This window comes from Gammaproteobacteria bacterium (assembly GCA_016716465.1).
Lineage (GTDB): Bacteria > Pseudomonadota > Gammaproteobacteria > SZUA-140 > SZUA-140 > JADJWH01.
Map to the genome: position 1 here is coordinate 66936 of JADJWH010000004.1, position 15610 is coordinate 82545.

Consider the following 15610-nt stretch of genomic DNA (forward strand, 5'->3'; position numbering starts at 1 on the left):
CCTATATCTCAAGCGTCATCAGGGAATGACAAAGTCATTGGCGTAGGTACCCGTCGGCGGCGCAATCAGACCGCTCGAGATCGAGTTCTCGAAGTACTGCTGAGGCTGCGTGCCGAACAGCGCCGCGTTCCAGCCGAACTGCGTACCACTGATCTCGGTGCCAGGACCGTTGAGGCTGACCGTGAAGTTACCCGCGCCATCGGCGTTGGATGCGTCGATTGACGTGCCACCCGCGTTGGTCTTCTGCGCCTGGCCCGTGGTGGTGACCACGGAGTAGCGCTGCAGACCGAGGGTCCGGTTCGTGAAGGAACCGATGCCCGAGGCCGCCTGTGTCAGCCACACCGCCGTGACGGCGTTGCCGGTCGCGTAGGCCAGGGTCTGCACACCTTCCGTCGGGCTCGCGCCCAGCGTCAGCGTACCTCCGAGAGAGACGTTGGTGCTGCGACGCACTGTGATGGTGCCTTCGTTACCGGTACCGCCGCCGGCCACACCGCCGGTGGAGTAGGCGTTCAACTCGAGGTAACCCACGCCGTTCTCATGGAAATGCCAGTCCATGCCCCGCGTGGTCGCGCCCAGGCCTTGCTCCTGGTCTGCGACGAAGTGCGACAGGCTGCCCGACAGCAGGGCACCCAGCGAGATCTCCGCCATGGTCGACATCTGATCGTTGCCCAACTGAGTGCCGGACTTGATCACGCTGCGGTTGGTGTAGTTGTTGCCGCCGCCGCCGTCGATGCCGATCTGGCCTTCAATGCGGAAGCCCAGGGCCTGAACCGAGGCCAGGTCCGACGCAGTGGCGCCTTCTTCGGTAACGATGGTGCGGAAGTAGGAGACGGTGGTGTCCGCGTTATCCACCATCTTTTGCTGCAGGATGCCGTTGCCGGTGGCATCCAGGTTGGTGCAGGTATGGCCCGCCGGGCAGGTCGCCGTGATGGTACCCGCGTTAACCGTCCACGCGTCGTAGCCACCGATCGGCGCTGCCATGGCGGCACCGCTGACGAACAGAGCAGCAGGCGCCAGTGTCAGTACGCTCAGTTTTCTCATGTTTTGTCTCCACTGTAATATTTCAAATCAGCAAGAACTGTTATGGCTCGAATAACAGTGCCTTTTGATCATCCATAAAGTGGATCAATCCCTTTTTCGTACACATCAATGTGTATCGATTTATTAGGCGAACCGTAGCGAATAAAGCAAACAGAATCGCTCGTGTTATAAAGCAGGTCTGTTCTGACGGCCATTGCCGAGGACTTCAGGCTTGCAGCGGAACCCTTCTGAACCTCGAGTTCAGTTATACCGCCATGAGATCGTATGGCAACCCATAATTCAAAATCTGGGCGGATTTCTGCGGAATTTCCTCATTAGGTGCACATTGATATGCAGTGTTCCTGATCAATGAGAACTCACTTTGATTTTTTGCGCGCAAGATTTGTAGAAATTCCAGCGTATTTCGGCACATTTTGTACCGTTTATTTGTGGACGCGGATAAATACTCACAAGACCATAATGGCTGCGTGACGCGAGATGAGCGCCACATCTGCATCACCCCGGCGTTACGGGCAGACCCGGACGGTGATACGGAACCACTGTTTTTTCCGATAATTTTCATGCAAGTCATCGCGGACTGGTAAACAATCACCGTCGAATATTATCGTCGCAAAGGGGGCGTAAATAATTTAGCCCGCCATGGCGCAGCTTGATTGCGATCAAAGAATCGAGTTCGTGATTTGACGCGCAGACGTAATTATTCACGGGATCCGCGCGAATTTCCGCTGTATTTACCGGAATTGCGCTCGATATGGTAGGTGTACGGCCGGCTTCTGATGCTACTGGATTCTGCTCGTAATTGACTGAGGGATACGACCGATTCTGCCTGCTCGGAGAGCACAAAAAAGAGGGGGAGGCAATGCCTCCCCCAAGCTGACGTTGTTACCACTAACGCGGATACACCTTGGGAGTGGTATATCCTGGGCCAGAGTTCAGCCCGTACTGCTACTGCCATTGCTACTACAAAAGTCTCAAATCTGGCCGGGAAAGTGAGGGGGCATTGCGCCCCCTCCGAAATAAGCACTGCTATGTAAGTATTGTGTCTAGACCGGCACGATCAGGGCGGGCCGGATGGCGCGGCACCCAGATCCCACAGGGCCGCATCCCAGTCCCACGAGCCGTTGGCCGAGAAGGTGCCCAGCGGACCGACCGAGGAGTAGGTCGAGGTGCCACCGGCCACGTTCGTGCCCGGATTGGTGACCGCGATCGAACCCCAGTTGCGGAACTGCTGGTAACCGAACTGACGCAGCGAGGCCGCGTAGTTACCCGGCTGATCCGCGCCGATCCAGACCGCGCTGATACCATCCGTCGAGGCATAGGCCAGTGCCGGCATGACCGTACCACCCAGCGTGCCGCCCACGGTCGGCATGAACGCCGCGCCGTCGATGGAGGCGTAGGTGAACTTGCCCGGGTTGGTACCCTGGACCTGGTCGATGCGCTGACGCGCATTGCCGTTCACGCCGTCCTGCTGGAAGGTCTGACCCGCCGTGGCGATGGTCTGGTTCATGTACATTTCCGCACCGCCACCGCCACTGGTCGGGATCGTGATATCCCCGTCCGAACGGAAGGAGGCTTCGAACAGCTTGATGCGGAAGTCCATGCCCCCGGAGTTCACGCCCTGTGCCAGGGCAATGTTGTTGGTGGTGACACCACTGGCGAAGGTCTGCGCCTCCTGCCAGAACTCCAGGCCCGCAGCCGTCGTACCGTTGGCGTTCTCTTCCGTCACGATGGTACGGATGAAGGCGACGCCGGTACCCGGATCGGTCACCTGCTGCATCAGCAGGCCGTTGCTGGTCGCATCCAGGGAGACGCAGGTCCAGCCGCCGACCGAACACTCGACCGAGGTGTCCGTGATGGTGCCGTTGGTGACCGAATACTGATCGAAGCTCAACGGCGCATTGTGTGATGCGGCGGAACCCGCCAGGGCTGCACCCGAAACCAACAACCCTCCCGCGGACGCCATCGCTAAAGCTATATATTTGCGATTCATGATTACTCTCCTATCTACGCGTCGTTAGGGAATGACGAAGTCATCGGCGAAGGTACCCGGAGCCGGCGGCGCCACCAGACCACTTGAGATGGAGTTCTCAAAGTACTCCTGCGGCGTGTTGCCAAACAGCGCGTTGTTCCAGCCGAACTGCGTACCACTGATCTCGGTGCCCGGACCGTTGAGCGAGATCACGAAATTGCCATTTCCGTCCGCATTGCTCGCCGAGACCGAGGTACCGCCCGCGTTGGTCTTGCCCGCCTGACCCGCGGCCGTAACCACCGTGTAGCGCTGCAGACCGAGGGTCCGGTTGGTGAAGGAACCGATGCCCGAGGCCGCCTGCGTCAGCCACACCGCCGTGACGGAGTTGCCGGCCGCATAGGCCAGGGTTTGTTCCTGCGAACCGCCCGGATCCAGCGTCAGGGTGCCGCCCAGCGAGACGTTGTTCGAACGACGCACCGTGATGGCGCCCTCGTTGCCGGTACCGCCGCCGGCGACACCGCCGGTGGAGTAGGCGTTCAACTCGAGGTAGCCCACGCCGTTCTCATGGAAATGCCAGTCCATGCTGCGCGTGGTCGCACCCAGACCCTGCTGCTGATCCAGGACGACCGGCGCCAGGCTACCCGACTGCAGGGCGCCGCTGTTGATCTCGGCCATGGTCGCCATCGCGTCGTTGCCCAGCTGCGCACCCGCCTTGATCACGCTGCGGTTGGTGTAGTTGTTGCCGCCGCCGCCGTCGATGCCGATCTGGCCTTCAATGCGGAAGCCCAGGGCCTGAACCGAGGCCAGGTCCGTCGCCGTGGCGCCTTCTTCGGAGACGATGGTGCGGAAGTAGGAGACGGTGGTATCCGCGTTGTCCACCATCTTTTGCTGCAGGATGCCGTTGCCGGTGGCGTCCAGGTTGGTACAGGTATGGCCTGCCGGGCAGGTCGCCGTGATTACGCCCGCGTTAACCGTCCACGCGTCGTAACCGCCGATCGGCGCCGCCATGGCAGCGCCGCCTATGAAAAGCGCGGCCGGCGCCAAGGACAGAGAAGTTAGTTTCTTCATTTGTCTCTCCCATGAAATATATTATGAGCAGATACTGTTATAAATCATATATATAACAGTCTCTTATATTGTCCTTAATGAGAAACCTCCCTGAGAACCGAGCGTATGCGGGGCACAAGCAGAGGATAGATTTCCACTTGAGGATCATTCCCGATCCACCTTCTGACCAAACGCTCGGGGAAAATTTAACCACGATCTCGTAGGGGAGTCAAAGTTTTTGCACAATTCAATCATCTTTATTGCACAATGTTATTTATTTAAAATTACTCATAACTCTATTGGCTTACAGGACTACTACGTATCCTTCCAACATGGTTTCACCGCGAAACGGCAGGCGGTCACGTGGGAAGCGAACTCGAAATTCTCTGACTAACCACGGATGACATGCGCAGCCAGACTGCTCGCCGCGTACAACTACTCACGGCGAAGAGCAAGGAATGCAGGGATTAACGTCTCAAGGGAGGATGTGCAGTGCAGTCCGAGACATACAGTCTCGAGGCGGAATTTCAGCAGATGGCGCTCCTGGGGTGCATGAATGCAAGTATCATCGAATCAGATGACCAACCCCTGAATGCCCATGGATAATCAGTCTTTTCTCCGTCTGATGGACATCAGATATTCCAGCAGACGCTGCGCGTTGTCAGGCTGGGTGAAGATCCCGATATGAGAACCCTGAGGCATTCTCCAGAACTGCTTTGGTTCCCTCGCAGCGCTGTATAGCTGATCGCCATTACGTATAGACACGACGGTGTCCTCTTCGCTGTAAACCAGCAGAAGAGGGATCGGCGCAACCTTCGCCACGGCATCGATCGGAGCATAATGGTCTGTGACTGTCCAGGACAGAGGATACTGAAAGAGCCAGGTGAGCCAAAAGGATGCCAGCTTTTCACGCGCGATATCCCGGTAACCCGTGAACGCACTCTCAGCGATCAAGGCGTCAATTCGATCACGATGCGTACTGTGGGCAACGGCATAGACGGCGATTGCCGCGCCGATGCTCTGTCCATAGACGATGACCGGACCCGTATCGGATTCAGGCATGGCGACCAATCGGCTAATGGCCGCTTCCGCGTCCAGGATCACGCCATCCACATCGGGCGAACCACCGGAGCTTCCATACCCACGATAGTCGAACAGGAAGACATTGTAACCCTTGGCGGGCAACCAATAGACACTGCCGATGTGGGTGCTGATATTTTCTGCGTTTCCATGGAGAAACAGGATGGAGCCCAGTGCCTTGCCCCGGGCGGGCAGAAACCAGCCGTAGAGCGGTATGCCGTCATTCGAGTCGAACTTGACTTCGCGATATTCGAGTCCGATATCGGTCGGCGTGCGGACCAGTCGCTCCTTTGGAATGAAGAACACGCCAGTACAGCCGTACTGCGCCAGACAAAGCAATACGACAAACAGAAGGCTGAGGCGGGTCATTAGAAGAAGCGCTGCCAACCAATATGGAAATCGGTGAACTCACCGTCCAGTTGCCGCTCCCGGCTCCATGCCATACGTACGGTGTCGGACTTGCCCACTGTATAGCGCTGTTCCAGCCCGAGCTCTTTTTCGCCGTGTGCCTCTCCAGCCGTGTAGCCGGTACCGTGGGCAAAGAGGTGCAGCGACCAGCGCGGCGTGATCTCCATCAGAAGGCCGGTAGCCCCGCCCGCGCCGGCGGCATAGCCATTACGCAATTCCCGCCCGGCGTCCAGACTGAGGGTGAGCAGCGCATAGGCGATACCATGCCTCAACAACGACGCGCTTAAGCCGATTCCGCCGTTAATGGCGGCGATCATGCGGTTACTCTGCTGTCCCTGCTTACGCGTCAGGCCGAAGGCAAACTGCCAGGACATAGGGGTAACGATCTCAGATACCGGCGTGAGCGATATGATGTTCACTGGCATGAATGATTGCAATCGAGCGGTACCAGAACTGCTGTCGTGTCTGGCCGTCAGATCGAAAAAGACGATCTGAGCACCCCGGGTGTAGCCCGGGATCGGGTCGAGCAGATCGTGATAGGCCGGGCGCAGTTGCAACTCCTGATAGTTGTGGCCTGCTTCGCGACCCGCGGTCAGCGCGCCACGTCCAGTATCATGACCCTGGTCGGGACGGGTACCGCTCTGCACACTGATTCTCGGGCTGGCAACCGGAAGGGTGCTGCGCGCTTCCAGCAGCGTGTGCAATAGCGCCGCATCCTCATCTCCACGATAGTCGGCATATTCATGGGCCAGCTCCAGAACCTCGACCTGTAACTCCAGAGGCAGGCCGGTAACAACAGAGTCCTGCGGCGTGAGCTGTCCATGGACAAGCTTTTTTACATCAGCGATCTGTTCAAGGTTGAGTTGCGCCATGCGGTTACCGAGCACGGTGCGACGCGACGGGCGGTAGACAATATCCCTGACCAGTCCGGCATCATTCAGTTCCCGGATCGTGTCCGAGGGAATGGCCCAGTAGCCAAAGCGGTTAGTCAGCTCGAGATCGGGACGCGCAGTCTCGATTATCGACAACAGGTGGTAGGAGCAGTTCTCATCGAAGAAAAAATAGTCAAACCAAATTCCACGCATTTCCCACACATGCAGCAGCAAGGTACGAGTCTGGGCCTCGGTTAAATCGAGCTGATATTCCCAGATATCACGGTTTTCCATGTCACTGTATTCACGCACCTTAAGGTAGTACGGAGCTACCGAATAGGTGCCGTGGTAGCCTCCAAACAGACCCCTGAATGCAAAGGCCAGACCACCGTCATTTCCGGTATCCGCACCGAAGTTAACCGAATAGGCCAGCAACCGGGTATGCTCGTTTTGCCCCTTACCGTCGATCCGGAGCAATGTGTGGCCAAACATGGAGGCAGGACTGTTGAGGTACGCCGCCGGGAATATCACCGTGACGCCTTCGGGATCGAGTGCAGTCATCCATTGCTCCAGTTCGCGGCAATGCAGCTCCGGCAGTCGGGCCAGGTCGAAATTCAGTTCCTGTTTTAACCACTGATAACGAGCCGGGAACAGGCATTGCGGATGAAATTGCCGCTGATCAACCGCGTCCGGGAACGGGCCGAAGAACGCAGTGAGCGTGGCAACCAACTCGGCGTCGGGATCGGTCTTGCCGTCGGGGGCGAAAAAGAATCGGGTCGCATCCACCTCGCTCTTGTAACTACCGGGGACCATGCCGGCCTTATAGTGCAACAGCTTGATCCACTCGGGCCGTTGCTGCAGTCGTTGCTCGTGAGCCGTCGCGATGAGCTGGTCGCGGTAATCCCCTTCAGTGGCGCGAGTTGTCGCGGGAGACAATAGCGCCATCACGATAAGTGGAACGATGCAAGATAATCGAAACACGAAGGCCCATCTGTCCGGGAACGTTGCCTGCCCGACGTGACGAAATGAGATCGCAGGACGCGTTCTTACGCCCTGTGCTAATTGTTGACTACTTGACTGAAAAAACATGCCCGGTGGTGTCCCACCGGGCATGTTTCCATGATACGACGTTCGTGTTGTTATATGGCCGCTGAGTACTTGCCAAGCGAAGCATCGGTCGCGACTACGGCGCGTAATGCAGTCTGAATCTCCCCGGCTGAAACGTCACTGCTGGGGAAAATGCTGGCGAAATTCTCCTGCATTAGCCGGTTAAAGGCCTGTGTATCTGTGTCGTCAATACCGATCAGCAACGCCAGCGCGTCCAGCGTCTCGCCCCGGCCTGCGGCGGTGTCCCGGGCCAGTGCCTGCTTGTTACCATCGATGAACATTGCCGTTTTCCATGTGGATGTAACGGTGCCGTCCTGGGTACAACCCGAAGTTCCGGACGTAATGCCGAATGTCTGATTGCCTAACGTCCCGTTGGTGGTTACCGCCAGCACTTGGGGCGCAAGGCCAGACTGCCCGTCGAACAGTTTCGACCCCCAGCCACAAGAACCGACGTTGTCCGCAAGGGCACTGGAAGACGCAATGGTAAAGAGACCCGCAACGAGTAAGAACCTTTTGTTTGTCATTTTATAATTCTCCTCTGGATTGAGTTGGTACCTTGGCGAAATTACAGTTTACAGACATTTGGACATAATTCTATATCCTCGCCCCGGGACGAATAAGCAAATAAAATACCCGCTATTACGCGGGCTTAGTGGTCATCCTCGGACTATCCTGAGAATCAAGAGATGGTGGCTATGCCTGGACTCGAACCAGGGACACCAGCATTATGAATGCTGTGCTCTAACCGACTGAGCTACATAGCCGAACGGGATAAAGATCACAGAGAAAGGCGGATGGCCATGATACCGAATTCCCTCCGAGCGCGACAAGTGGAGGGAGCCGGGTTCCTGGCATTTTTCTTCCGGGCGACCGTCACGCCGCCGCCGATGGCTAGACGTTGAACCGGAAGTGGATAACGTCACCATCCTGCACGATATAATCTTTCCCTTCCAGACGCCATTTTCCGGCCTCCTTGGCCCCCGGCTCGCCGCCGCAGGCAATGTAATCGGCGTACGCGATGACCTCGGCGCGAATGAACCCCTTCTGGAAATCGGTATGGATCACTCCGGCCGCCTCCGGGGCGGTGGCGCCGACCGGGATGGTCCAGGCGCGCACCTCCTTCTCCCCGGCCGTGAAATAGGTCTGCAGCTTGAGCAGGCGGTAACCGGCACGAATCACCCGGTTGAGGCCGGGTTCCTCGAGGCCCAGGTCGGCGAGGAACTCGGTCTTCTCCTCGTCCGGCAGCTCGGCGATCTCGGATTCGATGGCCGCGCACACCGGCACCATCTCGGCCCCTTCCTTCGCCGCCAGATCGCGCACGCGGTCCAGCAACGGGTTGTTCTCGAATCCGTCTTCCGCCACGTTGGCGATGTACATGGTGGGCTTGGCGGTCAGCAGGTGAAGATCCTGCAGCTTGTCGATCTGCTCACCCAGACCCAGCGTGCGTATCGGCATCGCGCCGTCGAGATGGGCGCGCACCTTTTCCAGCAGGGCCTGGCGCGCGATGGCCTCCTTGTCACCGCTGCGCGTCTGGCGCGCCACCCGGTCCAGGGCGCGCTCGACGGACTCGAGATCGGCCAGGGCCAGTTCCGTGTTGATGGTCTCGACGTCCGCGAGCGGATCGATCCGGCCGGCGACGTGCACGATGTCGTCGTGTTCGAAGCAGCGCACCACATGGGCAATGGCCTGGGTCTCGCGGATATGCGCCAGAAACTTGTTGCCGAGGCCCTCCCCCTTCGATGCGCCGGCCACCAGACCGGCGATATCGACGAATTCCATCGTCGTCGGCAACACACGCTGCGGCATGACGATAGCGGCGAGCGCGGCCAGGCGCGGATCCGGCATCGGCACCACGCCGACATTCGGCTCGATGGTGCAGAACGGATAGTTGCTCGCCTCAATGCCCGCCTTGGTCAGGGCGTTGAACAGCGTCGACTTGCCCACGTTGGGCAGGCCGACGATGCCGCATTTGAATCCCATATCTGAATACTCCTGTTGCGGCTATTGCGGCTAGGGGGTCTCATCCCGCCGACGGTGCAGATGATTCATGGCGCGCTCGGACTGGCCGTCAAGAGCGAGCGGAAGCACCCCGATGGCCTCCCCGATCGCCGTGTCGATCAACGTCCGGTCGGCGGCCGAAGGCGGATGCAGCACATAGCTCACCACCTCGTCTGCGCTGCCGGGGCGGCCGACCCCCAGGCGCAGGCGCAGAAAATCCGTCGCTCCGCCAAAAACCTCGATGATATCGCGCAGGCCGTTGTGTCCCCCATGGCCACCGCCACGCTTGAAACGCGCGGTCCCGGCCGGCAGGTCGATTTCATCATGAACCACCAGGATGCGTTCGACGGGGATGCGGTAATAGCGCACGAGCGCGGCGACCGCCTGCCCGCTACGGTTCATGAAGGTCAAGGGCTTGAGCAAGTGGCAGGGACGACCATCCAGTTCGGCGCGCGCCGTCTCCGACTGGAAACGGCGCTCCGATCTGAACTCGGCGCCGGCCCGGCGCGCGAGCTCGTCCAGCAGCCAGAAGCCTGCGTTGTGGCGCGTGTCCCGATACTCGGCGCCCGGATTCCCAAGGCCCGCGATGACTTCGATCGGCGCCGACAAGAAGGCTGCCCCGCCGCTCGCAGACCCGCCCGTGCCGCCTTACTGCTTGGCCTCGCCGGCAGCCGGTGCGGCGGGCGCGGCCGCAGCCTCCGCGGCAGGCGCGGCTTCCGCCTCGACGGCCGCACGCGGGACATGTACCGACACCACCGGCAGATCATGTTCGGGACCGTGCGTCAACGCGATGATCTTCACGCCCTCGGGCAGCTTGATATCGGAGAGATGCAGGGTCTCATTCAGCTGCAGGTTGCTGACATCCACCTCCAGGAACTCCGGCAGATGCTTCGGCAGACAGATCACCTCGACATCCGTCACCAGGTGCGAAATGATGCCGCCGCCGAGCTTGACCCCGGGTGCGACGGTCTCGCCGATGAAGTGCAGCGGCACATGCATGCGCAGCTCTTCGGTCTCGCTGATGCGCTGCAGGTCCATGTGGAGGATGATCGGCCGATAGCTGTGGCGCTGCAGATCCTTGAGCACGGCCTGCACCGGCTGTCCGTCGACATTGACGGTCAGGATGTGCGAATAAAAGGCCTCGTTCTCCAGGCTGTGGCGCACCGCATCCTGGTCCAGCGCCAGGCTCATGGGCTGTTGCCCGCCACCGTACATGATGGCCGGGACCTTGCCGTCACGACGCAGGCGGCGGCTCGCTCCCCTCCCGCTGTCATGACGGACTTGCGCGTTCAGTTCAAAACTCACGTTCATGTCGTCTTCTCCTCAGTTGCACAATACCGGTTCCGACCGCGACCAGCCGGAACCGACCAATAAAACCCGTATTCCCCGCAAACGCGCGCGCCGCGGCCGCGGCGCGCCGCTTAATCCATGTAGATCGAACTGACCGATTCCTCCGCGTTGATGCGGCGCATGGTCTCGGCCAGCATGTCCGCCACCGAGAGCTGGCGGATCTTGGGCGACTGCACCGCATCCGGTGCCAGCGGAATGGTGTCGGTCACCACCAGTTCATCGAGCACGGACTCGTTGACGCGCCGTGCCGCCTCCCCCGACAGCACCGGGTGAGTACAGTAGGCGACCACCTTCGCGGCGCCCTCTTCCTTCAGCACGCGCGATGCCTCGCACAGGGTGCCCGCCGTGTCCACCATGTCGTCCAGCATGACGCAGGTGCGGTCGCGCACGTCGCCGATGATGTTCATGACCTTGGCGATGTTGGGCCCGGGCCGGCGCTTGTCGACGATCGCCAGGTCGGCGCCGCCGAGTTGTTTCGCCATCGCGCGCGCGCGTACCACGCCGCCGACGTCAGGCGACACGACGATCACGCGCGGATACTTGCTGCGCCAGATGTCGGTGAGCAGCACCGGTGATGCGTACACGTTGTCCACCGGGATGTCGAAAAACCCCTGGATCTGGTCGGCGTGCAGGTCCACGGTCAGCACGCGGTCGGTCCCCACATTGGTGACCATGTCCGCCACCACGCGGGCGCTGATCGGCACGCGCGCCGAACGTGGGCGCCGATCCTGGCGCGAATACCCGAAATACGGGATCACCGCCGTGATGCGGTAGGCCGAGGAGCGCCGGATCGCGTCCACCATCAACAGCAGTTCCATCAGGTGGGTGTCCGTCGGCGCGCAGGTCGGCTGAATGATGAACACATCCTTGCCGCGCACGTTCTCGGTGATCTCGATGTGCGCCTCGCCGTCGCTGAAGCGGTCGAGGTTGGCCCGGCCCAGCGGCAGATTCAGGCGCGAGACGACGCTCTGCGCGAGCTGCGGATGCGCCGTTCCGCTGAACACCACCATCTGTCGGTAGATGGCGCCGGCCCCGCTCTCGGTGGAAAAATTCACGCCTGCGTATCCTCAGGAATTACACTGCCCATCTGCATCGACCCCGACCCGGAGCCGAGCTCCGGCGTATTTGGCTGGGGTGCCAGGATTCGAACCTGGGTATGCGGGAATCAAAATCCCGTGCCTTACCGCTTGGCGACACCCCATGCATTCCGTTTCGCCCGGACCGGATCACCGCGCACGTTGCGCACAGTGTAACTCGACCCTGGCCAGCAAGGGTGAGCGATTGCATCCCCTGGCCACGAAGGCGCGCCAGCCCTCCGGCAGAAGTCGCCGTGTCTCCTCGGCGGCTTCTCGCGCCGGGAAACTCGCGAATACGCAGGCTCCGGTTCCGCTCATGCGAGCCGGTGCGTAGCGGCTCAGCCAGTCCAGCGCCTCGGCCACCCGGGGGTGGCGCGCCCGAACCACCGGCTCGCAGACATTAACCCCATGATCGCCCGAAAGAAAGCCGCCTATTGTGAGGGCATCGCAGTCGCGTGTCAATTCCGGCGCGGCGAAGATCTCGGCGGTGGAAACCTGGTCATCCGGGATCAACACCAGATACCAGGGCTCGTCCAGTGTCAGCGGGGTGAGGATTTCACCCACCCCCTCCGCCCATGCCGCCTGTCCGCGCACGAAAACGGGCACATCCGCTCCCAGGCCCAGGCCGAGCGCGGCCAGATCGTCAGCGGATAATCCGAGCTCCCACAGACAGTTAAGCGCCCACAAGGCCGTGGCGGCGTCCGAACTCCCTCCGCCCAGCCCGCCGCCGGACGGGATCCGCTTATCGATTTCGATCTCGACCCCGCGGATCTCCCCGGCATGGCGCTGCAGCAGGCGCGCCGCGCGGACCGTCAGATCGGTCTCGGGATCGATCCCCGGCAGGCGGGTGGAACGGTGGACGACACCGTCGTCGCGCAGAACGAAGTCCAGGGTGTCACCATAGTCCAGGAACTGGAACACGGTCTGCAATTGGTGATAACCGTCCGCGCGGCGGCCGGTAATGTGCAGAAACCGGTTTATCTTGGCCGGGGCCGGCCATCCACGCCCGGGACCGGACGGCGGCGAATCGGAGGAATTGTCAGTCGAACTCATCAGCGGGGCCTGCGGCAACCGCGACAGTATACGTCACGGCGGCCGCTGACTCACCCCCCGAGATCCCAGCTATCGACCACCAGGCGGATGCGCGCGGGCATCCCTTCCAGCATCAGCCTTCTGGGCAGGTCGCCGGGATCGGCGCCGACGGCGGTGTACTGCGGGTAGTCGACACTCCAGCCGTCCTGTTCCAGCCGGGACAGGCGGCCACGCTCATCGAGACGGGTTGAGGCCGGGGTGTGCGGCCGCGGCAGACCGAGGATCCAGTAACGCAAGGCATCTACCGGCGCGGACCACCCAAAGCTCGCCGCCAGCAATTCACCGGCGGTCGCGGCCCGTTGCGGCTCCTGGTCCGGCAACCGCAGCACCACGTCCTCGCCACTGCCTTCCAGGCGGGCCACCTGCTGTCCGAACAGGGACAGAAAATCGATATCATAGGCATCGCCCCGCTGAGACCAGCGGATGCGCGCATTCCAGGAACCGTCCGGACCACTCACCGAGATACGGCCACTGAGATCCCACGCGCGCACCTCCCGCAGCATCGCCTGGCGCGCGGACCATGCGGCTTCGGCGTCCGCGGGTGACAGCGAGGGGCCGCCGCCGGGAATGGAGGCGCAGGAAACAGCCAGAAGGGAAAGCAACACCGCCGCCACGATCTGGAAGACGGCGGCACGACGGATGCTCCCGCGCGGCATGCCGGGGCAAATCAGACCAGGGCCCCCGAAATCGTCCGTGCCATCACTGGCCGAAGCGCTTCATCACGTCCAGCAGCAGCTTGTCGTCCGGAAACAGCTCCAGCGCCTGCTCCCATACGTTGATCGCCTCCTGACGCTCGCCGGAAACCCACAGCACTTCGCCCAGATGGGCGGCAACCTCATGGTCCTGTTTGATCTCCAGGGATCGGCGCAGGTACTTGAGGGCCTCCTTGTGATTACCGAGGCGATAGAGCACCCAGCCCATGCTGTCCAGGATCGCATTGCTCTGCGGGCTCTGGGCCAGTGCACGCTGTATGTAGACGTAGGCCTCCTCGAAGCGATCGGTGCGGTCGGCCAGGGTGTAGCCCAGCGTGTTGAGGGCATCGACGTTATCGGGATCGCGCGCGAGAATGGCGCGCAGATCGTCTTCGAAGACATCCATCCGTCCCAGCGCGTCGGCCGTGATGGCACGCTGGTACAGCAGGTCGATATCGCCCGGGAAGGCTTCCAGCGCGGCGCCCAGCACCTGCATCGATTCCTCGCTCCGTCCGGCGCCGCGCAGTATCTCGCCCTCGACCTGATACAGGCGTTTCTGCTGGTCGGGGATCTGCGCGTGCAGGACACGCAGCTGATCGCGCGCCTCATCCACGCGGCCCTCGCCCGCAAGCAGGACCACGATGCGGATGCGCGCCTCGGGGTAGAGATTGCCACCCCTGACCGCGGAATAATGCGTCATGGCGGCCTCGGGATCGTTGCGGCCTTCCTCGATCAGCCCCAGGTAGAACTGCGCGTCGTTTCCGGCGCTCTCGTCCTGCGCCGCCTGCAGCAGGTATTTCTCCGCTTCGCCCAGATGGTTGAGCTGCAGGTTGATCATGCCGAGTGTCAGCAGGATGTCCGTATTGGGGTCGACCAGGCCGAGCACCCGCTCGTACTGCGTGATCGCATCCTCGAGGCGCTTGGCATCGACCAGCATACGGGCATACATCAGACCCAGCCGCGCATCCCCGGGGAACCGGCGCGTCGATTCGGCCATGAAGTCGAGGGCTTCCTCCTCGCGCTTCTGTTGCTGCAGCACCTGCACACGCAGGCCGATGGCGTCGATTGCGCCCGGGTCGAGGGCCAGGCAGCGATCAATCGCCTCTTCCGCCTTGTCCAGTTGCCCGGCGCGGATGGCAAACTGCGCATAGTTGAAATACGCCATCCGGTTGTCGCCATGCCCGGCGATGTAACGCTCCAGCAGGCCCATCGCGGCAACGACGTCTCCGTCGCGGTTCAACAGGCTGGCGACGAGCTTGAATGCGTCATCGCCATCATTCCGCGGCGCCAGCAACGCCTCCAGGTGCGGCAGGGCGGCGTCCGGATCGCCGGCCCGGATGGAGGCGACCACCATCATCTGGCGCGCCTCGATATGAGAGGGATCGAGTTCCACCCACAGGCGGGCGGCCTGCAGGGCATGGACGTCGTCGCGGGAGAAGATGGCGACCTTGGTCGCCATCTCGGCGAATCGCGGATCGCGCGTTTCCTCCGTCAACTCGAGATAACGTTCCCCCGCGACGTCGTAATGGCGGCGCTGCAGGGCGATCTCGGCCTCGAGGATCTGATACAATAGCTCGCCGCTGAGTTCGACCGGGGGGAAGTCGGGAGTGGATGCGGACGATATGGCGGCGGATCCCGTCTCGGAGGCAGCGCCTGGCGCACGCATCCCGACGGTCGAACAGGCGGAGATGCCGAGGCAGAGGATGCCCGCCAGAACAGATAATGTTGCATTTCGCATATGCCGGTCCTTCGTGGACAAACGCGGGAAGGCCTGAATTCCATGCCTTCGGATACGGGACAACAGTGAAATAATAGCCTTTTTTTACAAGAAAATCAGTTAAAATTGTCCTTGCTCATCGAACCCGAACCGAGACATCA

General features: G+C 61.1%; 13 protein-coding genes and 2 tRNA genes. All 15 read right to left on the reverse strand.

Going from position 1 to position 15610, the window contains the following annotated elements:
- Window positions 1-18: 18 nt before the first annotated feature.
- The 15 genes from IPM20_08060 to IPM20_08130 all read right to left on the reverse strand — a co-directional run bounded on the left by IPM20_08060 (window position 19) and on the right by IPM20_08130 (window position 15470).
- Window positions 19-1041 (reverse strand): hypothetical protein, encoded by a 1023-nt coding sequence (locus IPM20_08060; GenBank protein MBK9131568.1) that lies wholly within the window; start codon window positions 1039-1041, stop codon window positions 19-21.
- A 1057-nt stretch (window positions 1042-2098) separates the two neighbouring features.
- On the reverse strand, window positions 2099-3031 hold the full coding sequence (locus tag IPM20_08065) for a hypothetical protein (protein ID MBK9131569.1): 933 nt from the start codon (window positions 3029-3031) through the stop codon (window positions 2099-2101).
- Window positions 3032-3055: 24 nt separating this feature from the next.
- Window positions 3056-4078 carry a hypothetical protein gene (locus tag IPM20_08070; GenBank protein ID MBK9131570.1) on the reverse strand — a complete coding sequence of 341 codons (1023 nt, stop codon included), beginning with the start codon at window positions 4076-4078 and terminating at the stop codon, window positions 3056-3058.
- Between the two features lie 585 nt (window positions 4079-4663).
- On the reverse strand, window positions 4664-5506 hold the full coding sequence (locus tag IPM20_08075) for an alpha/beta hydrolase (GenBank protein MBK9131571.1): 843 nt from the start codon (window positions 5504-5506) through the stop codon (window positions 4664-4666).
- On the reverse strand, window positions 5506-7365 hold the full coding sequence (locus IPM20_08080; protein ID MBK9131572.1) for a DUF4105 domain-containing protein: 1860 nt from the start codon (window positions 7363-7365) through the stop codon (window positions 5506-5508). The genes IPM20_08075 and IPM20_08080 overlap by 1 nt, the downstream gene beginning before the upstream one ends.
- A gap of 191 nt (window positions 7366-7556) precedes the next feature.
- A complete protein-coding gene (locus tag IPM20_08085) occupies window positions 7557-8048 on the reverse strand; it encodes a DUF3015 domain-containing protein (GenBank protein ID MBK9131573.1) in 492 nt (163 codons plus the stop codon).
- A gap of 163 nt (window positions 8049-8211) precedes the next feature.
- Window positions 8212-8288: transfer RNA gene (locus IPM20_08090), tRNA-Met, on the reverse strand.
- A gap of 127 nt (window positions 8289-8415) precedes the next feature.
- Window positions 8416-9504 (reverse strand): redox-regulated ATPase YchF, encoded by a 1089-nt coding sequence (gene ychF / locus IPM20_08095; GenBank protein MBK9131574.1) that lies wholly within the window; start codon window positions 9502-9504, stop codon window positions 8416-8418.
- A 30-nt stretch (window positions 9505-9534) separates the two neighbouring features.
- A complete protein-coding gene (gene pth, locus IPM20_08100; GenBank protein MBK9131575.1) occupies window positions 9535-10131 on the reverse strand; it encodes an aminoacyl-tRNA hydrolase in 597 nt (198 codons plus the stop codon).
- Between the two features lie 39 nt (window positions 10132-10170).
- Window positions 10171-10833, reverse strand: coding sequence for a 50S ribosomal protein L25/general stress protein Ctc (locus tag IPM20_08105; GenBank protein MBK9131576.1), 663 nt, complete (start codon window positions 10831-10833; stop codon window positions 10171-10173).
- Between the two features lie 110 nt (window positions 10834-10943).
- On the reverse strand, window positions 10944-11882 hold the full coding sequence (locus IPM20_08110) for a ribose-phosphate pyrophosphokinase (protein MBK9131577.1): 939 nt from the start codon (window positions 11880-11882) through the stop codon (window positions 10944-10946).
- 116 nt (window positions 11883-11998) lie between these two features.
- Window positions 11999-12073: transfer RNA gene (locus tag IPM20_08115), tRNA-Gln, on the reverse strand.
- 25 nt (window positions 12074-12098) lie between these two features.
- On the reverse strand, window positions 12099-13001 hold the full coding sequence (gene ispE / locus IPM20_08120) for a 4-(cytidine 5'-diphospho)-2-C-methyl-D-erythritol kinase (protein ID MBK9131578.1): 903 nt from the start codon (window positions 12999-13001) through the stop codon (window positions 12099-12101).
- A gap of 50 nt (window positions 13002-13051) precedes the next feature.
- Complete coding sequence (lolB, locus tag IPM20_08125; GenBank protein MBK9131579.1) at window positions 13052-13696, reverse strand: outer membrane lipoprotein LolB; 645 nt, start codon at window positions 13694-13696, stop codon at window positions 13052-13054.
- A 43-nt stretch (window positions 13697-13739) separates the two neighbouring features.
- Window positions 13740-15470 carry a tetratricopeptide repeat protein gene (locus IPM20_08130; GenBank protein MBK9131580.1) on the reverse strand — a complete coding sequence of 577 codons (1731 nt, stop codon included), beginning with the start codon at window positions 15468-15470 and terminating at the stop codon, window positions 13740-13742.
- Window positions 15471-15610: the final 140 nt, after the last annotated feature.